Origin of the sequence: Pseudomonas sp. TWRC1-2 (assembly GCF_049896685.1) — a bacterium.
Taxonomy (GTDB): domain Bacteria; phylum Pseudomonadota; class Gammaproteobacteria; order Pseudomonadales; family Pseudomonadaceae; genus Aquipseudomonas.
The window spans coordinates 73,623-92,947 of sequence record NZ_JAFCUU010000004.1; the positions used below are offsets into that span (position 1 = coordinate 73,623).

The following is a 19,325-nucleotide window of genomic DNA, read 5'->3' on the forward strand; positions in this document are numbered from 1 at the left end:
TAATGGGTCTCTACGAATCGCCGGGGTCAGGGTATCAGACAGGCCCGTAGGCAACTTCTGCTGGTGTCGGGTACCACTTCAAGGTGGTGCGAATGGCTCACTCGGGCGAGGCTTTTAACCTGTTCTACTGCCGCAATGACGGAACGTTCAGCCGCCTCGTCGGGTGCTATCGGGTAGATGCATGACTGACCAATGGAAAGGTCGTGCAATAAACGCTCATCAAGTTCACCGAGTACCACAAAGCAGTAGTCACTCTTGGCCACTCGCACTTCGACGCGTTTGCCAGGCGCGGTGTTCACCGTATCGACATGGATCAGCGCAACATTGTCAAAACAGCTGAAACCCTGATGGATCAAATCAATATGGTCGCTATCAAGTCCGCACACGATGACCACGATACGCGTGCAACTTGAAGGCTCGCGCACCCACTTCATTGCGTGGCTACGACAATCGGTAGCTTGGCTCATATGCGTTGCCTTTCTTGTTGCAACAGGCGGGTTGACGAGGGCATTGGTTAAATCACGCCCCGCGCCTGCAGCAGGCTTTTCGCCAGGCTGCGGGCCGCCGATAACACCTCTTCAACCTGTTGATCCATCGCCGCCGTGGATGAAGCTATTTTTCCAAGTTCGACGACGCGCAGCGGGTGGCCGCAGACGGATCCCAGCCAGGTCAGGCCAGACACCATGCCAACTTCGACATCCAGTAAAAAGCTTCCGTGGGAGACGGAGCACAACAGTTGGCTGACGAAACACGCATCGCCCCCGGCAGAGTTCTCCGGGCTAGACCCCGCCCGTAACCAGTCGACCCTCAACGCCTCGGATTCCTTGATGGCTAGATAAGCCACCTGGTCCCAGTCATCTATCGCTACGTGCAGCTTGTCGATCATGTATTGGGGCAACGCGGTGCTGGTAACGATGACCACTCCGGCATCCGCCGAAGGTTGCTTGATCCAGACTGCAGATTGCGATATCGCATGCATGGCGGTACTCCCGGCGGTTTGGTAGGAGCCACTTGCTCCGGACGGCGATCTGACGATGAGGTCGTGACATTCAATATTGATGCCGACTGACCCACCGCTTCGTGAACAAGCTCGCTCCTACAGGTGATTGGCGTTAATCAGCCGTTGCGGAACAGGAAGCTATAGGCATTCAGCGCAGGCGCCCCACCCAGGTGCGCGTAAAGCACTTTCGAACCTTCGGGGAACTCGCCACGGCGGACCATTTCAATCATCCCGTGCATGGATTTGCCCTCGTACACCGGATCGGTCAGCACACCTTCCAGGCTCCCGCACAGGCGAATGGCTTCCAGCGTACCGTCGTTAGGCAAACCGTATTCCGGATAGGCGAAGCGTGTGTCGAGCACCACATCCTCTTCGGTGATCTCGCGGCCCAATTCCACCAGTTCTGCGGTGTGCCGGGCGATACGCAGGATCTGTGCCTTGGTTTTCTCTGGCTTGGCCGAGGCATCAATGCCGATAACGTTCTTCGAACGGCCGTCCGCGGCGAAACCGACGACCATACCGGCCTGGGTACTGCCGGTCACGGAGCAGACCACGATGTAGTCGAACTTGAACCCCAGTTGTTTTTCCTGCTCCCGTACCTCCTCGGCAAAGCCGACAAACCCAAGGCCGCCGTAGGGATGTTCGGAACACCCCGCAGGGATCGGAAAGGGTTTGCCGCCCCGCTCCACCACATCGTTCATGGCCTTCTCCCAGCTGGGCCGGATGCCAATGTCGAACCCGGCGGCGTCCAGCCGTACATCCGCACCCATGATGCGCGACATCTCGATATTGCCGACGCGGTCATACACCGCATCGGAGTAGTTCACCCAGTTTTCCTGGACCAGCACACACTTCATGCCCAGATGGGCAGCGACGGCGGCGACCTGACGGGTCTGGTTCGACTGTATCCCGCCGATGGACACCAGGGTGTCGCAGCCCTGTTCGAGTGCTTCGGGAATCAGGTATTCGAGCTTGCGCGTCTTGTTGCCGCCAAAGGCCAGGCCACTGTTGCAGTCTTCACGTTTGGCATACAACTCGACCTTGCCGCCCAGGTGTTCGCTGAGGCGTTTCAAGGGCGTGATGGGAGAAGGACCGAAGGTCAGCGGATAACGTTTAAAACGATTCAGGTTCATGACTCTGCTCCTTGTTTATTGAGTATCCAAGCGCCAGACCGAAAGGCAAAAGAAGCTGCGTTCCAGGCTCTTTCAGAGGGGCTTCGATGAGTTCAATATTAAGAAGAGTTCGAAAAATATGTGTTGCAAATTTCTATTAGATAAAGAAACATAATTTTTCATAAGAAACACTAAATATACTTTAATTGCGTATAAATCCATATGAACGCAACAAATACTCAAGTGAAGCAGGGCAAAACAGTCCCGTTGCCGCAGCCGCTGGATCGAACCGACCGCGCCATTCTCAAGACCCTGCAGCGAGATGCTTCCATCTCCAACGTGGCGCTTGCAGAGAAGGTGAAATTGAGTGCACCGGCTTGCCTCAGGCGCGTCGAACGGCTCAAACAGGCCGGCCTGATCAAGGGCATCGTCGCCCTGCTGGACAATGAAGCGCTGGATGCGGGGATGGTGGTCTTGATCGGCGTGGTACTGGACCGCTCCACACCGGAATCCTTCGCTGCATTCGAGGCGGCGGCACAAAAAGTGTCCGGCTGCATGGAGTGCCATGTGGTGACAGGGGAGTTCGACTACTTCATGTTGCTGCGCACCAAGGACAGCAACAGTTTCAACCGGCTCCATGCGGAGCAATTGCTTTACCTGCCCGGGGTTCGCCAGATTCGCTCGTTCATGGGGTTGCGCCAGGTCTTGTCGACAACCCACATCCCCCTTTGAGGTTCAAATTAGCCCGAGCAGCCGTCGGTCAGCAATCCGGTGCCCCAGAAATATCAGCGCCCATCAAAGAGCGACGTGATGTCCGCATCCAATAGCAGGTCAGCTGTCGACCCTCGGCCAAAGAAGACACATAAAGAAGCCTTACTTTTCGTCAACTTTTTACTTCGGAACTCATGCCAGCGATAGGCAACCGCTTCAAACGTGTTGTTGGCGGCGTGAGAGGCTTTCTGCCGCTCGGCACGACGATGTTGAGCGGGGATCGATATTGTTGGCCACCAGCGCACTTGCCGCCTCCCTCCGCTGGCGAGCCTCCTTGAGACTGACGCCTGGATAGATGCCGAGGGAAATACGCAATTGCTTGTCATACCAATAGAAACGGAAATGCCAGCGCTTCGAACCCGTCGGTGGCACTTGCATAGATAAGCCATCTCCATCGGTTAACGTATAAGGCTGGCGGGCTTGGCTTGCTTGATCGCTGTATCTGTCCGCGCTATCAGACACCTCCTTTTGCATCAAGGAGGGGAATACAACTCAGCGGTAGACGGACCAATACGAAAATTGATGCGCAAGGAATCTTAAAAGGCTGTGCCAGCGGTGTACTTAAATGTGTACTTAAAAACCGTGGCTGGGGATGGATTCCAGTGGAATTCAGTGGAATTCAGAAAACGAAAAAAGCGGCTCAAGGCCGCTATTTCCGTGGCTTCCAGGCGCTCAATGGGCCTTAGTGGAAGCAAATATGGCGCAGCGGACGGGACTCGAACCCGCGACCCCCGGCGTGACAGGCCGGTATTCTAACCGACTGAACTACCGCTGCGCGTAACACTTTGAAGCGAATGGTGGGTGATGACGGGATCGAACCGCCGACCCTCTGCTTGTAAGGCAGATGCTCTCCCAGCTGAGCTAATCACCCTTCACTTTCGGTGTGGGCAGCATCATACACCAAAAATTCGCAATATCTTGATTTAAATGCACTTTATTTGAAATATTTTCTCAAGCGCAGCGCACGCCCCCGGAAAACCGGGCTTCTGGCCCGCAAACGCGAGTCTTGCGAGTTGGGCCCCAAGGCAGATTTCTTCAATGAGCGCCTGAACGCCAGCGCGGCCTATTTCGAAATCCACGAAAACAATCGCTCGGTGTCCGACGACGATTACAACAACCAGACGCCGACCCACTATGCCTTCAAAGGCACCAAGGCGGTGACCAAGGTTATGAACTGGAAATGGCCGGCGCACTGGCGCCGGCTGGCAGCTGCAGGCCGGCTATACCCACAAGATCGTGCGTGATGACCAGGACGCAAAAATCTCCACCTACAAACTCAAGGGCAACCTGGACAAGTTGACCGTCGGCGGTGGCGTGCGCTGGGATTTCTAACCGGCCAATAAAAAACGCCGCCGATCATCGGAAATGATCGGCGGCGTTTTTTGAGGTTTCGCACACCCCAGACAGCAAAAAGCCCGCTCAATGAGCGGGCTTTCCGTGGTTACCTGGCGTTCAGCGTTCCAGGTTACCGAATATGGCGCAGCGGACGGGACTCGAACCCGCGACCCCCGGCGTGACAGGCCGGTATTCTAACCGACTGAACTACCGCTGCGCGTAACACATGAAGCGAATGGTGGGTGATGACGGGATCGAACCGCCGACCCTCTGCTTGTAAGGCAGATGCTCTCCCAGCTGAGCTAATCACCCTTCGTTTCGGTGTGGCGCGCATTCTACGGAGCGACCCTAGGTCTGGCAAGCACTTTCTTAAATCTTTTTTTTCAGCCCTTCCAATGGCTTAGGCAGGGTTGGCCTCGAGCGCTATCAAGAGAATAATGCCCCCCTTTGTATAAAGGAGAGACTCACCCCATGTGGTTCAAGAACCTGCTTATCTATCGCCTGACCCAAGATCTGCCTGTTGATGCCGAGGCGTTGGAAGCGGCCATGGCCACCAAACTGGCGCGCCCTTGTGCAAGCCAGGAGTTGACCACTTACGGTTTCGTCGCCCCTTTTGGTAAAGGTGAAGACGCTCCCCTGGTTCACGTCAGCGGTGACTTCCTGCTGATCGCCGCGCGCAAGGAAGAACGCATCCTGCCGGGTAGCGTGGTGCGCGACGCAGTCAAAGAGAAAGTCGAAGAGATCGAAGCCGAGCAAATGCGCAAGGTCTACAAGAAGGAGCGCGACCAGATCAAGGATGAAATCATCCAGGCCTTCCTGCCGCGCGCCTTTATCCGTCGCTCGTCGACCTTCGCCGCCATCGCGCCGAAGCAAGGCCTGATCCTGGTCAACTCAGCGAGCCCCAAGCGCGCTGAAGACCTGCTGTCGACCCTGCGTGAAGTGATCGGCACCCTGCCCGTTCGCCCGCTCACGGTAAAAACCGCGCCAACCGCGATCATGACCGACTGGGTCACCACGCAGAAACCGGCCGATGACTTCTTCGTCCTCGACGAATGCGAACTGCGCGACACCCATGAAGACGGCGGCATTGTGCGCTGCAAGCGCCAGGACCTGACCGGTGAAGAAATCCAGCTGCACTTGACCACCGGCAAAGTCGTGACCCAACTGTCACTGGCCTGGCAGGACAAGTTGTCCTTCATGCTCGACGACAAGATGACCGTCAAGCGCCTGAAGTTCGAAGACCTGCTGCAAGACCAGGCCGAACAGGACGGCGGCGACGAAGCCCTGGGCCAACTGGACGCCAGCTTTACCCTGATGATGCTGACGTTCGGCGAGTTCCTGCCGGCGCTGGTTGAGGCACTGGGCGGCGAAGAAACCCCACAAGGCATCTAAACGCAACACAGGCCTTTACGGACACGGTCAATGTGGGAGCTGGCTTGCCTGCGATAGCATCACCTGGGTGTTACTGACAAACCGAGGTGCCTGCATCCCAGGCAAGCCAGCTCCCACATTTGATCGCGTTGCTCTCCCGAACACTCTAATAACAAGGACATCCTCATGCGCGCACTCGCCGCCTTGAGCCGCTTCGTCGGCAATACCTTCGCCTACTGGGTGTTGATTTTCGCGGTGCTCGCCTTCCTCGAGCCCGGCTGGTTCATTGGCCTGAAAGGCGCCATTGTGCCGCTGCTGGGCCTGGTGATGTTTGGCATGGGGCTGACCTTGAAACTTGAAGATTTCGCCGAGGTTGCCCGCCACCCGTGGCGTGTGGCCCTGGGCGTGGTCGCGCACTTTGTGATCATGCCGGGCGTGGCGTGGTTGCTGTGCCAGGCCTTCCACCTGCCGGCGGAAATTGCCGTCGGCGTGATCCTCGTCGGGTGCTGCCCAAGCGGCACCTCGTCCAACGTGATGACCTGGCTGGCCCGTGGTGACCTGGCGTTGTCGGTGGCGATTGCTGCAGTCACCACCCTTCTCGCCCCACTGCTCACGCCGGCGCTGATCTGGCTGCTGGCATCAGCCTGGCTGCCGGTGTCGTTCATGGAGTTGTTCTGGTCGATCCTGCAAGTGGTGCTGCTGCCGATCGTGCTCGGCGTGGTCGCACAGCGTGTGCTCGGCGAGCGCGTGCGCCATGCGGTGGACGTGCTGCCATTGGTGTCGGTGGTGAGCATCGTGATCATCGTTGCGGCCGTGGTGGCGGCGAGTCAGGCCAAGATCGCTGAATCAGGCCTGTTGATCATGGCCGTGGTGATGCTGCACAACAGCTTCGGCTACTTGCTGGGTTACTTCACCGGCCGGTTATTCAAACTGCCACTGGCCCAGCGCAAGTCGCTGGCACTGGAAGTCGGCATGCAGAACTCCGGGCTGGGCGCCGCGTTGGCCAGTGCGCATTTTTCGCCATTGGCGGCGGTACCCAGTGCGCTGTTCAGCGTCTGGCACAATATTTCCGGGGCGTTGCTGTCGACTTACTTCCGCCGCATGAGCGAAAAGGAAGACCGCCGCGTACTGGAAAACACGCCGCAAACTTGATCACCTGATCGATATTGGGCACTCTACCGAGCTTCGCGGGGACGACCCCGCGACGCTGTCGAGCGCTATTCCAGGGGACGACCCCACTTTTAGAAGAGAGGTCATCATGTCCTGGATCATCCTGTTTTTTGCCGGGCTGTTTGAAGTGGGCTGGGCGGTCGGTTTGAAGTACGCCGATGGTTTCAGCAAGCCATTGCCCACCGCCCTGACGATTGCCGCCATGGCCATCAGCCTCGGCCTGCTGGGCCTTGCCATGAAAGAACTGCCGCTGGGCACCGCCTATGCCATCTGGACCGGTGTCGGCGCGGTGGGCACGGTGATCGCCGGGATCATCCTGTTTGGCGAGTCCATGGCGCTGTTCCGGTTGGCCAGTGTGGCGTTGATTATCTGCGGGCTGATTGGCCTTAAGATTAGCGCCTAATTCACTGTCGCTATCGCAGGCAAGCCAGCTCCCACATTAAACCGCGTTCGCTTGAACAACTCGGTCAACTGTGGGAGCGGGCTTGCCCGCGAAGAGGCCCGAACAGTCAGTAAAAAACTACCTGACACTCCCGCGCAACACCCCCACCCGTTCCTGCAACTGCGCAGGCGTCGCCGCCTCGACCGTCACCGGCTCACCCGCCACCAGCACCACCCGCGACCAGATCCGGTGAAAGAACCCCTTGTTCGGATCGCGACTGAAAAAACTCCCCCACAAGCCCTGCAACGCCATGGGAATCACCGGCACCGGCGTCTCTTCCAGAATGCGCGTCACGCCCCCGCGGAACTCATTCATCTCACCGTCCCCGGTGAGCTTGCCTTCCGGAAAAATGCACACCAACTCGCCCTCCTTCAAGTACTGAGCAATCCGCGCGAAGGCCTTTTCGTAGATCTGGATATCCTCGTGACGCCCGGCAATCGGAATCGCCCCCGCAGTGCGAAAGATAAAATTGAGCACCGGCAAACGGTAGATCTTGTAGTACATGACAAAGCGAATCGGCCGACGCACTGCACCGCCGATCAACAGCGCATCGACAAACGACACGTGGTTGCACACCAGCAACGCCGCGCCCTCATCCGGAATCAGCTCGAGGTTGCGGTGCTCCACGCGGTACATGGAATGGCTGAGCAGCCAGATCATGAAACGCATGGTGAACTCGGGGACGATCCTGAAGATGTAGGTGTTGACCGCGATATTGAGCAGCGACACCACCAGGAACAATTCGGGAATCGACAGCTTGGCCACGCTCAACAGCAGGATCGACACGATGGCCGACACCACCATGAACAGCGCATTGAGAATGTTGTTGGCCGCGATCACCCGCGCACGCTCGTTTTCGGCGGTGCGCGACTGGATCAGCGCATACAGCGGCACGATATAAAAGCCGCCGAACACGCCCAGGCCGAGGATATCGAACAGCACCCACCAGGCCTGGCCGTAGCCGAGTACGCCGAGCCAGTCATGCTCCTGAGCACTCTGCGGGAAGCCGCCGGAGTGCCACCACAGCAGCAGCCCGAACACTGTCAGGCCAAATGAGCCAAAGGGCACCAGGCCGATTTCCACCTTACGCCCGGAGAGCTTTTCACAGAGCATCGAGCCCAGAGCGATACCGACCGAGAACACCGTGAGGATCAAGGTCACCACAGTTTCGTCGCCGTACAACCACTCCTTGGCGTAGGCCGGGATTTGCGTCAGGTAGATCGCGCCGACAAACCAGAACCACGAGTTGCCGACTATCGAACGTGACACCGCCGGGGTCTGCCCCAGGCCCAGGCGCAGGGTGGCCCACGATTCGCTGAATATGTTCCAGTTCAGGCGCAGCCCTGGGGTAGACGCCGCCGCGCGCGGAATGCTGCGGCTGGCCAAATAACCCAGCACTGCCACACCGATAATTGCCACGGCCACGATCGGTGCGTAATGGGTCGAAGACATCATGATCCCGGCGCCAATGGTGCCGGCCAGGATCGCCAGAAACGTGCCCATTTCCACAAGACCATTACCGCCCACCAATTCATCATCGTGCAGGGCCTGGGGCATGATCGAATACTTCACCGGCCCGAACAGCGCCGAGTGCGTGCCCATGGCAAACAGCGCCAGCAGCATCAGCTCCAGGTGATTGAACAGGAAACCGGTGGCGCCGACGCTCATGATCACGATCTCACCGATCTTGATCGCGCGGATCAATGCGTCCTTGTTGAATTTCTCGCCGAATTGCCCGGCCAGCGCCGAGAACAGGAAGAACGGCAGGATAAACAACAACGCGCACAGGTTGACCCAGATCGAGCGGTCACCGTCGATGGTGAGCTTGTAGAGAATGGCCAGGATCAGCGATTGCTTGAAGATGTTGTCGTTGAAGGCGCCCAGCAACTGGGTGATGAAAAACGGCAGGAAACGCCGTGTGCGCAGCAAGGTAAATTGTGAGGGGTGGCTCATCGTCCGTGTTCCTGCGTGGCCTGGTAGGCTTGATTGCCGGTTTTTTATAAAAAGACAGGCCACGACTTTACCTAATCCCGCTTACTTATTCCCTAGTCCTGCAATGCATGGCGATACAAAAAGCTCACCTTTGTAGGCGCCCTGCACAGTGCGCGTGGCAACGATCAGCCACATCAGCGCCAACGCCACCACCAGCACGCACCCGAACACACTGAAGAACCCCAGGTGCAGCAGGCTCGCAAGCTTCAGTGTGGCCAAGGCATAAACTCCCAGCGGGAAGGTAAAACCCCACCAGCCCAGGTTGAACGGAATGCCGGCGCGCAGGTAACGCAGGGTGATCAACACGGCGATCAGCATCCACCACAGGCCAAAGCCCCACAGGGTAATGCCGGCCACCAGGCCGAGGCCGTTGGCCATCTCCCCTGCGCCTGGCAAACCGTTGGCCGCGAAGATCGCCGGTGCGTCGCCGCCCAGCAACAACATGCCCAATGCACCGGTGCCGATAGGGCCGAGGGCCAGCCAGCTGGACGCGGCCATGTTGGCGTGAGGCAGTTTGTGCAAGGCCATGCGCAGCATCAGGATGGTCAGGATGCTGAAGGCTACCGGCAGGGAAAACGCCCACAGCACATAGCTGGTCACCAGCATCACCAGTTGCGAGTGGGCGTCGGCCAGGTGCGGCGCCAGCAGGCCACCGCTGGCGGCAGCGACTTCAGCGGCGACCACCGGCAACAGCCACACGGCGGTCATCTGATCGATGCTGTGCTGCTGACGCGTGAACATCATGAATGGGATCAGCACGCCGCAGGCCAGGGCCATCGCCACGTCCAGCCACCACAAGGCTTCGGCCAACGGCACCACATCGGCACCCCATCGCGGCAGCCCAAACAGCAGCAAGCCATTGATAATCGTCGCCAGGCCCATGGGGATGGTGCCAAAGAACATCGAGACGGTGGAGTGCCCGAAAATCCGCCGCGCCTCGTGGAAAAACATCAGCCAGCGGGCCGCGTACAACACGCTGAACAGCACGAACAGGCCGACGGTGAACATCCACAGCCCTTCGGCAATGGTGTGCAAGCCGGGCAAGCGGGTCGGCACTTGGGCCAGCGCAAGGGCCAGGACGCCGGTGCCCATGGTGGCGGCAAACCAGTTGGGCGTGAACTGACGAATCACTTCCCGTGGACGGGCCAGGTGACTGAAGGGTTTGTAGGTAATGGCAGTTGAGCAGGTCATGTTGGCAATCCTCTTCCTCGCATGAGGTTGAGACCATCATAGAACCGGATTGAATATCTATATAACGGGTAATATCTCTATCTGTTATCTACTTTGCCAATATAGACACTCTAGCTAAACCGTTGCCTTGGCTCGCGCCGCCCTCTGGATCAGCAAGCCTGCCAGCGCGCCGAGCGCCAATACGATGAGCACTGCGCCATAACCATCGGTGGTGGCGATCAGGCCAAACACGCGGCTCAGGTTGCCCGCCAGCAGGGCCGGCACGCAGAACGCCAGGTAGCTCAGCGCATAAAAAGCCGACATCAACCCGGCCCGCTCATGGGGCAACGCCAGGCTGACGATGCTGCGCACACTGCCCATGAACCCTCCGCCGAAACCGAAGCCTGCAATCACACTGGCAACAAAGAACAGCCACAGGCTGGCGCTCTGCACCGCAACCAGCAACAACGCCACGCCCAACGCCAGCAGGACCGCGGAGAGACGCATGACCTTGTCTGCCGGGTGCTCGCGCAGGCTGTAAATCATCACCGCACCGCTCAAGGTCACGACTGCAACCAGGCCGCCGCCGATCAAGTGCGAGGTCGAACCGGTCGCCGCCCGCACCAGCGAAGGCGCCAGGGATGAAAAGAACCCGCCCAGCGCCCACACCGCCACATTCAGCGGCATCGCCAGCCACAAGGCCCGACGCGCCTGCGCGGGGACATGCAGGGTGGGCGCCAGCGACCTCAAGGCACCCGGCAGGCGGCTGACGGTTTCAGGCAAGCGCCACACATAAAGCGCCTGCAGCACCATCAGGCCCAGCAGCGTGAAGTAGATCAATTGGGTCGGGCGTGGCGCGTATTCCACCAGCAAGCCACTGCCCAAGGCACCGCAGGCCATGCCCAACAGCGGCGCGAGGCTATTGAGCATCGGCCCGCGCAGGCGGTCGGTGTCCAACAGCGTCGCCGCCAGCACCGCGGTAGCCGTGCCCGTGGCGAAACCTTGCAGCGCCCGGGCGGCAATCAGGTAGGCGGTGCTGTCAGCATTGATAAACAGCAGCATCGCCACAATATTCAGCAACAGCGCGGCGAAAATCACCGGCTTGCGCCCCACGTGGTCCGACAGCGAACCGACGGTCAACAGCGCCGCCAGCAAGCTCACGGCATATACCCCGAAGATCACCGTCAGCATTGCTGCGGAGAAATGCAGGTTGTCCTGATACACCTGATACAACGGCGTCGGCGCGCTGGACGCAGCCAGGAACGTCAACATCGTGATGACCAGGAACGCCAGGCTGGAACGTTGAGAAATGACGCTAGACATGTGCACACTCCGCTAAAGCTAATATTTTGCTTTTGCAGAGTGTGCTACTCGCAAGCGCTTAAAGCAAATTCTTTGTGTTAAGGTTTTACGCATGGCGATTAAAGAAGGCCTTCGCCCGGGGGGCCGCAGTGCCCGGGTTCAAGAATCAGTGCATAACGCCGCGCGCGAATTGCTGGAAGCCCATGAGCGTTCCAGCGTTACCGTGCCGATGATCGCTGCGCGTGCGGGCGTCACGCCGTCGACCATCTACCGCCGCTGGGGCGACTTGTCTGCGCTGCTCGCCGACGTGGCGCTGGAACGCCTGCGCCCAGACAGTGAACCCGCCAACACCGGCAGCCTGCGCGGCGATTTGCGTGCGTGGGGCGAGCAATACCTGGACGAAATGAGTTCCGAGCTTGGGCGCAACATGATGCGCGACGTGCAGTGCAGCCATCCCCGGGACTACTGCAGCAACATCCTGATGGGCCAGATGCAGGTCATTCTCGACCGCTACCAGAGCACCCACGACGTACTGCCGAGCCTGGACCGGTTGCTCAACCTGATCGCCGCGCCCACGGTGTACCGCAGCCTGTTTGCCAGTGCGCCGCTGCCGGTTGAAGAACTGCATGAACTGATCGAGCTGGCACTGAAAGGCTAAGGGCCCAGCGCCTGCAGAAAAGCAGCGCTTGGCAGTCTGACAGACCACCAGATCTTGAGAGCTAAACTCGATCAACTTGTGGGAGCGGGCTTGCTCGCGAAGGCGGTGGGTCAGTCAACTCATGTGTAGCTGACACACCGCTTTCGCGGGCAAGCCCGCTCCCACATTTGGAGCTCAGTGCATCAGGTAGAGGTGTGTTGATCTGCTGTTGCCCTGCTTTTGCTTCTACCACTCAGGTCGGCTACCAGGCCGCCGTGCTCTGCTTTTGATCTTGCTCTTGATCTGACAGGCCCCGTCAACCACGCTGGCCGAACGCAGGTTTGAATCCGTGGGTAACCCGGCAGGACGCCGGGTTAGCCGCGTTGGGCCATGGATGGCCCGTCGCGGCGGCCCACGGATTCAAGCCTGCGTGAGGGCACACCGAGCCTAGGCGAGGTGCCGAGTGGTGGGGCAAAGACCTTTTGGTTACTTTTGGGGCGTTTGCCAAAAGTGACCCGCTGTAAGAGCGGAACCGCCAGCCGCCATTACCGCAGCAACGGATATGTACTCATATCCACCTAAACAAGCACCTAAAGACCGCCATCGCAGGCAAGCCAGCCCCCACACGGTTTTCGTGCATTCCATAAAAAAGGCCTCATAAAGAGGCCTTTTTTATTCCAACTGACTGCTTACGTACGCATCCCGCGCCCGCTCACCAGCAACCGCGCGCAGCCGACATACAGCACCACGGTGGCCACCAGCATGAAGGTGATCGCCACGCTGATCTTGATATCCGACACGCCCAGGATGCCGTAGCGGAAGGCATTGACCATGTGCAACACCGGGTTGGCCAGCGACACAGTCTGCCAAAACGGCGGCAGCAAAGTGATGGAGTAGAACACCCCGCCCAGGTAGGTCAGTGGTGTCAGCACGAAGGTCGGGATGATCGAAATATCATCGAAATTGCGCGCGAACACCGCGTTGATAAAGCCCAGCAGCGAAAAGATCGTCGCCGTCAGCACCACCACCAAAATGGTGACGCCCAGGTGATGCACTTGCAGGTGAGTGAAGAACAGCGACAGCAAGGTCACGATCACGCCCACCATCAAGCCACGCAGCACACCGCCCAGGGTGTAGCCGATCAGGATGGTGTGCGGCGACACCGGCGACACCATCAGTTCTTCGATGGAACGCTGGAATTTGCTGCCGAAAAAGCTGGAGACCACGTTGCCGTAGGAGTTGGTGATCACCGACATCATGATCAGGCCCGGCACGATGTACTCCATGTAAGTGAAGCCACCCATGTCGCCGATCTGGCGGCCGATCAGGTTACCGAAGATCACGAAGTACAGGACCATGGTGATCGCCGGCGGCAGCAGCGTCTGCGGCCAGATCCGGGTAAAGCGCTTCACTTCGCGGTAGACGATGGTCTGCAGCGCGACAAGGTTGGGTTGCAGTTCGGAACTCATACCGCCACCTTCGCCAGATTTTTCTCCACCAGGGACACGAACAACTCCTCAAGGCGATTGGTTTTATTACGCAGGCTCAGCACTTCGATGTTCTGCGCGGCCAATTGGGTGAACAACGCCGTGATACCCATGGCTTTGTCCACCTGGACTTCCAGGGTATGACCATCGACCAGTCGGCTTGGGTAGCCAAGCAGCTGCGGCGCCACCGACAGGTTGTTTTTCAGGTCGAGCAGGAAGGTTTCCACATGCAGTTGGCCCAGCAGGTTACGCATGCTGGTGTTCTCGACGATGGTGCCGTGGTCGATGATGCCGATGTTGCGGCACAGCTGCTCAGCCTCTTCCAGGTAATGGGTGGTGAGGATGATGGTGATGCCCTTCTCGTTCAGCTCGGTGAGGAAGGTCCACATCGAGCGACGCAACTCAATGTCCACACCTGCGGTGGGCTCGTCGAGGATCAGCAGGCGCGGTTCGTGCACCAGCGCACGGGCGATCATCAGGCGGCGCTTCATGCCGCCGGACAGCGAACGCGAAGGCACGTCGCGCTTGTCCCACAAGCCCAGCTGGGTCAGGTACTGCTCGGCGCGCTCCTTGGCGACTTTCGCCGGGATGCCGTAGTAGCCAGCCTGGGTCACGACGATGTCGAACGTCTTTTCAAACTGGTTGAAGTTGAATTCCTGGGGCACTACGCCGATGGAACGCTTGAGCGCCGCCGGGGATTTGTCCAGGTCATGACCAAAGATATTCACCGTGCCGCTGGTCTTGTTGACCAAGGTGGAGAGGATACCGATGGTGGTGGATTTGCCGGCGCCGTTAGGGCCGAGCAAAGCGAAGAAGTCACCTTCAGCAACATCCAGATCGATACCACTCAGGGCCTGGAAACCGTTGCCGTAGGTTTTGGTTAGCTGCCGGATGGACAGAGCGGAACTCATATCGGAATACGCACCAAAGAAGGGAATAGAAACAGTAGATGAGGGCGCAGCCCAGGTAGTTCAACGGCGGCGCATGACAGGCATGGTGCTTGCCCGCGCCGCACAAGTACAGTCACCCGTATTAATAGTGGGTATTAAGTCAACGCGGTCATCACCGCTTTACGGTACGCCGGCCGTTGCTGCAGACGGTGATACCAGGCCTCTAGATGGGGCATCGAAGGCCGTTCGATGGGCATTTCGAACCAGGCATAAATAAAGCTGCCGAGCGGGATATCGCCCATGCCGATGTCGTTGCCCGACAGGTAAGGCTGCTCTGCCAGGGCTTTATCCACGGTGCTCAATGCGTCGATACAGGCCTGGCGCCCGGCATTGATGCTGTCCCAGTTCTGTTTTTCCGGCGGGGTGCGCAGGATGCCCCAGAACACCGCCTTGAACGGTTCGGCGAGGGTCGAGGTGGTCCAGTCCATCCACTTCTCGGCATTGGCCCGGGCTTGCAGGTCGCTTGGGTACCAGCTCGACGCCTGCCTGGCGCAGAGATAACGCACGATGGTGTTGGACTCCCACAGCACAAAGTCGCCATCTTCGATCATCGGCACCCGGCCATTGGGGTTCAGCGCGCGGTATTGCGGTGTATCGACCACACCAAATGCCCCGCCCGCATCAATTGCTTCATAGTCCAGGCCGAGTTCCTCGGCGCACCACAGTGCTTTTCTGACGTTTGATGAATTTTTACGACCCCAGATTTTCAGCATGACCGCGCCTTATCGTTGATGAACATGGCTTGATGAACGCAGCAGCATACGCCGGTTCAGGCGCGGCTTAAATCGCTCTGCATGTCCCCCAGCAGGGTCGGCATGTCCTCGGCAAACAGGTGCGGGTAACACTGCTGAATATGCGCGAAGAAAAACCCCTCCGGCACGTCGGAAAACTGCCCGTGGTCCCGCACGTACTCCATCGAGCGCTGGCCCTGGCGGTTGAAGGCGTGAAACACGCTGTCGTTGATCCCATCGAATTCCAGCGGCGGTACATCAAACACCTCGCACAGCTGCTGGTTGAACGCCGGCGTGGCCTTGACCCAACGGCCACGCAGGTACAACTCGGTGTAGCCGTGCATGGCGAACACATCGCTTTTGAGCAGCGCGATCAGGCGCGGTGTCGAGAGGTGATTGCGCACATCCGCCAGGCCGATGCGTGCCGGGATGCCGCAGTGGCGGGCACAGGCGGCCAGCAGGGTGGCCTTGGGCACGCAATAGCTCTCACCGGCGGCGAGGGCAAAGCTGGCGCTCAAGGTGCCTGGGTCGCGGCTGAAGGTGTAAGGGTTGTAGCGAATCGCCTCACGCACGGCGTAATAAAGACTGACTGCCTGGTCACGTAAATCCGCGCTCGGGCCGCGATGTTTTTCGGCGAACTCCACCACCGCAGGGTGGTCACTATCGATGAAGCGGCTGGGACTCAGGTACGTATCCATGCGCGTTATCTCCGAAGGAAGCCTTGAGTCTAACGACTGGTCTGGCGCAGAGATAACGACGATTCGGCCAAATGTCGGCGCCTGGTGGTCGGTGCTTCGCGTACAACTCGTTACACCCTGATCACCGCGCTTATTCGGATGCCGACTAAGCTCCATGGTGGTTTCGCCCCTGGTTTCACGGAGGATTGAATATGCTGTTGTTGTGGATACTGGTTCTGGTGGTCGGCATTGCCTACTTGGCACACCGCCGCACCGCGCCCCTGCCCGCCCTGGGCGTGGTCGCCGTTTACCTGCTGGCGATGGGTGCCTGGAGCCACGCACCGGGTTGGCTGCTGCTGATCTTCTGGGTATTGATCGCCGCCGTGGCCCTGCCCTTGCTGCTGCCCGACCTGCGTCGTCAATACTTCACCAAGCCGCTGTTCAGCTGGTTCCAGAAAGTCCTGCCGCCGATGTCCGAGACTGAGCGCGACGCGATTGATGCCGGCACCGTGTGGTGGGATGGCGAACTGTTCAGCGGCCGCCCCGATTGGGACAAGTTGCTGGCCTACCCCAAGGCGCAACTGACCGAAGAAGAACAGGCCTTCATCGACGGCCCCACCGAAGAACTCTGCGCGATGGTCAGCGACTGGGAAATCGGCCAGGCCATGGACCTGCCGCCCGCCGCCTGGGAGCACATCAAGACCCACGGCTTCTTCGCCCTGATCATTCCCAAGGAATACGGCGGCAAGGGCTTCTCGGCCTATGCCCACTCGCAGGTCGCGATGAAACTCGCCACCCGCAGCGGCGACCTGGCATCCACCGTGATGGTGCCCAACTCCCTTGGCCCGGCCGAGCTGCTGCTGCATTACGGCACCGACGAGCAACGCAACCACTACCTGCCGCGCCTGGCGCGTGGCGATGACATCCCATGCTTTGCGCTGACGGGCCCACTGGCCGGCTCCGACGCCGGCGCCATGCCCGACACCGGCGTGATCTGCAACGGTGAATGGGAAGGCAAGGAAACCCTTGGCCTGCGCCTGAACTGGGAAAAACGCTACATCACCCTCGGCCCGGTCGCGACCCTGCTGGGGCTGGCGTTCAAGGCGCATGACCCGGACCACCTGCTGGGCGATAAAGAAGACTTGGGCATCAGCCTGGCGCTGATCCCCACCGACACCCCCGGCGTCGAAATCGGCCGTCGTCACTTGCCGCTGGGCGCTGCGTTCATGAACGGCCCCAACTCCGGCAAAGACGTGTTCATCCCCCTGGAATTCCTCATCGGCGGCCAGGAAATGCTCGGCAAGGGCTGGATGATGCTGATGAACTGCCTGTCGGTGGGCCGTTCGATCTCCCTGCCTGCGGTCGGTACCGGTGCGGCCAAGTTCACCAGCCTGGTAACGGGCCAATATGCCCAGGTGCGTGAGCAGTTCAACGTGCCGCTGTCGGCGTTCGAAGGTATCCAGGAAGCCCTGGCGCGCATCGGCGGCAACGCCTGGCTGATGGACAGCGCACGCATGCTCACCGCCAATGCAGTCGACCTGGGGGAGAAACCCTCGGTGCTGTCGGCCATTCTCAAGTACCACCTCACCGAGCGCGGCCGCGAATGCATCAGCCACGCCATGGACGTGCATGGCGGCAAGGGCATCATCATGGGCCCGAACAACTACCTGGGCCGTAACTGGCAAGGCGCACCGATCTTCATCACCGTGGAAGGCGCGAATATTCTTTCGCGCAACCTGATGATCTTTGGCCAGGGTGCGATTCGCTGCCATCCGTTCGTGCTCAAGGAAATGGCCCTGGCCGGCCGCGAAGACCGTGATCAGGCGTTGAAGGAATTCGACGGCCTGCTGATGCAACACATCGGTTTCGCCGTGAGCAACGCCGCCAGTACGCTGGTGCTGAACCTGGGCGTGGGTCACTTCGAGAAAGCGCCGGGCAACCGCCTGAGCCAGGGTTACTTCCGCGCACTGAACCGTCAGGCTGCTGCGTTCGCCCTGCTCGCTGACTTGAGCATGATGCTGCTGGGCGGCGAGTTGAAACGTCGCGAACGCCTGTCGGCACGCCTGGGCGATGTGCTGAGCCACATGTACCTGGCGTCGGCGGCGCTCAAGCGTTACCACGACCTGGATTCGCCGGACCACCTGGAACCGCTGTTCGCCTGGGCCATGGAAGAAAGCCTTGGCGAGTCGGAGCGTGCGCTGGATGAGCTGCTGAGCAACTTCCCTAACAGGGTGCTCGGTTGCCTGCTGCGGGTCATCGTGTTCCCGTTCGGGCGCCGCCACACCGGACCGTCCGATGCACTGGACGCCGAGGTGGCCGCGGTGATTGGGCGCGCCAAAGGCGACCCGACCCTCGAAGAGCTGCTGGCGGGCTGCTACCGCCCGCAATCGGCAGAAGACCCGGTCGGCGCCCTGCAACACGCCTACGACCTGCTCGGTGCCAGCCACCCGCTGCAGAAAAAACTCCACGCGGCGCTCAAAAGCGGTCAGGTCAAACCCACCGCTGGCGAACACGTCATCGACGCCGCCCTGCACGCCGGCGTGCTGCAACCGGGCGAAGCGCAAACCCTGCGCGACGCCGAAGCTGCACGGCGCAAGGTGATCGACGTGGATGATTTCAGCAAGGAAGAGCTGACTCAGGCTGAGGGTAAAGTCCGCTGATACCAGCGGTCATATAAAAACGGGCGCTTGAGCTATATACTCTCGCGCCCGTTTTTGCTTTAGAGGACTTATCCCGTGTCCAACGTCGTTGCCGATCATCTCGTCTTGCTCGACCACTTGCGCAGCATCCTGGTTGCCGTCGGCGAAGCCGAACAGGTGCCCGAGGAAAGCCACACCCTGTTTCTGGAGCGCTTCGACGAATTGCGCGCCCTGCTGCCGATCGACCCGATCGAGAGCCAGTACCTGGGCCAGGACCTGATGAGCCAAGTCATCCTGCGCTACCCGCAGATCGCCCACCTGGTGCCACGCGACCTGCTGTGGTTTTTTGGCGGTGATTGCCTGCACTTCATGCCGGATGAAGAACTGGACCTGTACCAAGCCCTGGAAGAGCGTCGCTTCGAGGCCGAACAGAACGACGAACCGTTCGACTGGAACCAGGAAAAGCAGCTGCTGGCCATGCCGCAAGACCAGAGCAAGCACTGATCTGCAGGCCACAACCGAACTAAATGTGGGAGCGG

The 19,325-nt window shown here is 59.6% G+C and carries 18 protein-coding genes, 4 tRNA genes and 1 pseudogene; 8 read left to right on the top strand and 15 right to left on the bottom strand.

Annotated elements, in window-relative coordinates; translation table 11 throughout:
- Positions 1–26: 26 nt before the first annotated feature.
- From ACP7B3_RS12815 to ACP7B3_RS12825, 3 genes are all read right to left on the bottom strand, one after another.
- A complete protein-coding gene (locus ACP7B3_RS12815; RefSeq protein WP_426179019.1) occupies positions 27–467 on the bottom strand; it encodes a hypothetical protein in 441 nt (146 codons plus the stop codon).
- A gap of 47 nt (positions 468–514) precedes the next feature.
- Positions 515–979: a transketolase gene (locus ACP7B3_RS12820; RefSeq protein ID WP_426179021.1), complete on the bottom strand. Its 465-nt coding sequence runs from the start codon at positions 977–979 to the stop codon at positions 515–517.
- A 137-nt stretch (positions 980–1,116) separates the two neighbouring features.
- The gene (locus tag ACP7B3_RS12825; RefSeq protein ID WP_145166150.1) at positions 1,117–2,133 is read right to left on the bottom strand and encodes a 1-aminocyclopropane-1-carboxylate deaminase; all 1,017 of its coding nucleotides are present in this window, start codon (positions 2,131–2,133) and stop codon (positions 1,117–1,119) included.
- A gap of 201 nt (positions 2,134–2,334) precedes the next feature.
- On the opposite strand from ACP7B3_RS12825, the gene ACP7B3_RS12830 reads away from it, so the two are divergent.
- Positions 2,335–2,844 (top strand): Lrp/AsnC family transcriptional regulator, encoded by a 510-nt coding sequence (locus ACP7B3_RS12830; protein ID WP_145166149.1) that lies wholly within the window; start codon positions 2,335–2,337, stop codon positions 2,842–2,844.
- Between the two features lie 195 nt (positions 2,845–3,039).
- On the opposite strand, the gene ACP7B3_RS12835 is transcribed toward ACP7B3_RS12830, so the two are convergent.
- From ACP7B3_RS12835 to ACP7B3_RS12845, 3 genes are all read right to left on the bottom strand, one after another.
- Positions 3,040–3,357 carry an Arm DNA-binding domain-containing protein gene (locus ACP7B3_RS12835; protein ID WP_426179024.1) on the bottom strand — a complete coding sequence of 106 codons (318 nt, stop codon included), beginning with the start codon at positions 3,355–3,357 and terminating at the stop codon, positions 3,040–3,042.
- Between the two features lie 224 nt (positions 3,358–3,581).
- Positions 3,582–3,658 (bottom strand) — tRNA-Asp (locus ACP7B3_RS12840).
- Positions 3,659–3,678: 20 nt separating this feature from the next.
- Positions 3,679–3,754: transfer RNA gene (locus ACP7B3_RS12845), tRNA-Val, on the bottom strand.
- 130 nt (positions 3,755–3,884) lie between these two features.
- On the opposite strand from ACP7B3_RS12845, the pseudogene ACP7B3_RS12850 reads away from it, so the two are divergent.
- A pseudogene (locus ACP7B3_RS12850) lies at positions 3,885–4,206 on the top strand (TonB-dependent receptor domain-containing protein); the annotation flags it as partial.
- A 152-nt stretch (positions 4,207–4,358) separates the two neighbouring features.
- Here ACP7B3_RS12850 and ACP7B3_RS12855 read toward each other — a convergent pair.
- Both ACP7B3_RS12855 and ACP7B3_RS12860 read right to left on the bottom strand, forming a co-directional pair.
- Positions 4,359–4,435: transfer RNA gene (locus ACP7B3_RS12855), tRNA-Asp, on the bottom strand.
- A 19-nt stretch (positions 4,436–4,454) separates the two neighbouring features.
- A tRNA-Val gene (locus ACP7B3_RS12860) sits at positions 4,455–4,530 on the bottom strand.
- A 159-nt stretch (positions 4,531–4,689) separates the two neighbouring features.
- On the opposite strand from ACP7B3_RS12860, the gene rdgC reads away from it, so the two are divergent.
- The 3 genes from rdgC to sugE all read left to right on the top strand — a co-directional run bounded on the left by rdgC (position 4,690) and on the right by sugE (position 7,162).
- Positions 4,690–5,610: a recombination-associated protein RdgC gene (rdgC, locus tag ACP7B3_RS12865; protein WP_119735561.1), complete on the top strand. Its 921-nt coding sequence runs from the start codon at positions 4,690–4,692 to the stop codon at positions 5,608–5,610.
- A gap of 165 nt (positions 5,611–5,775) precedes the next feature.
- Entirely contained in the window at positions 5,776–6,741 is a 966-nt protein-coding gene (locus ACP7B3_RS12870) for a bile acid:sodium symporter family protein (RefSeq protein WP_145166055.1), read from the top strand.
- Positions 6,742–6,847: 106 nt separating this feature from the next.
- Positions 6,848–7,162: a quaternary ammonium compound efflux SMR transporter SugE gene (gene sugE / locus ACP7B3_RS12875; RefSeq protein ID WP_426179026.1), complete on the top strand. Its 315-nt coding sequence runs from the start codon at positions 6,848–6,850 to the stop codon at positions 7,160–7,162.
- A gap of 117 nt (positions 7,163–7,279) precedes the next feature.
- On the opposite strand, the gene ACP7B3_RS12880 is transcribed toward sugE, so the two are convergent.
- The 3 genes from ACP7B3_RS12880 to ACP7B3_RS12890 all read right to left on the bottom strand — a co-directional run bounded on the left by ACP7B3_RS12880 (position 7,280) and on the right by ACP7B3_RS12890 (position 11,686).
- Positions 7,280–9,154 carry an MFS transporter gene (locus ACP7B3_RS12880; RefSeq protein WP_426179028.1) on the bottom strand — a complete coding sequence of 625 codons (1,875 nt, stop codon included), beginning with the start codon at positions 9,152–9,154 and terminating at the stop codon, positions 7,280–7,282.
- 81 nt (positions 9,155–9,235) lie between these two features.
- Positions 9,236–10,384, bottom strand: a complete 1,149-nt coding sequence (locus ACP7B3_RS12885; protein WP_145166057.1) for a TDT family transporter — start codon at positions 10,382–10,384, stop codon at positions 9,236–9,238.
- Positions 10,385–10,498: 114 nt separating this feature from the next.
- Positions 10,499–11,686 carry an MFS transporter gene (locus ACP7B3_RS12890; RefSeq protein WP_426179030.1) on the bottom strand — a complete coding sequence of 396 codons (1,188 nt, stop codon included), beginning with the start codon at positions 11,684–11,686 and terminating at the stop codon, positions 10,499–10,501.
- Positions 11,687–11,777: 91 nt separating this feature from the next.
- Here ACP7B3_RS12890 and ACP7B3_RS12895 point away from each other — a divergent pair, with 91 nt between their 5' ends.
- Entirely contained in the window at positions 11,778–12,323 is a 546-nt protein-coding gene (locus ACP7B3_RS12895; protein ID WP_145166059.1) for a TetR/AcrR family transcriptional regulator, read from the top strand.
- Between the two features lie 668 nt (positions 12,324–12,991).
- Here the strand turns inward: ACP7B3_RS12895 and ACP7B3_RS12900 are convergent.
- From ACP7B3_RS12900 to ACP7B3_RS12915, 4 genes are all read right to left on the bottom strand, one after another.
- On the bottom strand, positions 12,992–13,771 hold the full coding sequence (locus tag ACP7B3_RS12900) for an ABC transporter permease (protein WP_058420148.1): 780 nt from the start codon (positions 13,769–13,771) through the stop codon (positions 12,992–12,994).
- Positions 13,768–14,700 carry an ABC transporter ATP-binding protein gene (locus ACP7B3_RS12905; protein WP_145166060.1) on the bottom strand — a complete coding sequence of 311 codons (933 nt, stop codon included), beginning with the start codon at positions 14,698–14,700 and terminating at the stop codon, positions 13,768–13,770. The genes ACP7B3_RS12900 and ACP7B3_RS12905 overlap by 4 nt, the downstream gene beginning before the upstream one ends.
- A gap of 134 nt (positions 14,701–14,834) precedes the next feature.
- Entirely contained in the window at positions 14,835–15,452 is a 618-nt protein-coding gene (locus ACP7B3_RS12910) for a glutathione S-transferase (RefSeq protein ID WP_145166061.1), read from the bottom strand.
- 56 nt (positions 15,453–15,508) lie between these two features.
- Complete coding sequence (locus ACP7B3_RS12915) at positions 15,509–16,168, bottom strand: transglutaminase-like domain-containing protein (RefSeq protein ID WP_404487471.1); 660 nt, start codon at positions 16,166–16,168, stop codon at positions 15,509–15,511.
- A gap of 191 nt (positions 16,169–16,359) precedes the next feature.
- On the opposite strand from ACP7B3_RS12915, the gene ACP7B3_RS12920 reads away from it, so the two are divergent.
- Together ACP7B3_RS12920 and ACP7B3_RS12925 are read left to right on the top strand one after the other, a co-directional pair.
- Positions 16,360–18,807: an acyl-CoA dehydrogenase gene (locus tag ACP7B3_RS12920; protein WP_426179034.1), complete on the top strand. Its 2,448-nt coding sequence runs from the start codon at positions 16,360–16,362 to the stop codon at positions 18,805–18,807.
- Positions 18,808–18,882: 75 nt separating this feature from the next.
- Positions 18,883–19,290, top strand: a complete 408-nt coding sequence (locus ACP7B3_RS12925) for a PA2817 family protein (RefSeq protein WP_010567536.1) — start codon at positions 18,883–18,885, stop codon at positions 19,288–19,290.
- Positions 19,291–19,325 lie beyond the last annotated feature (35 nt).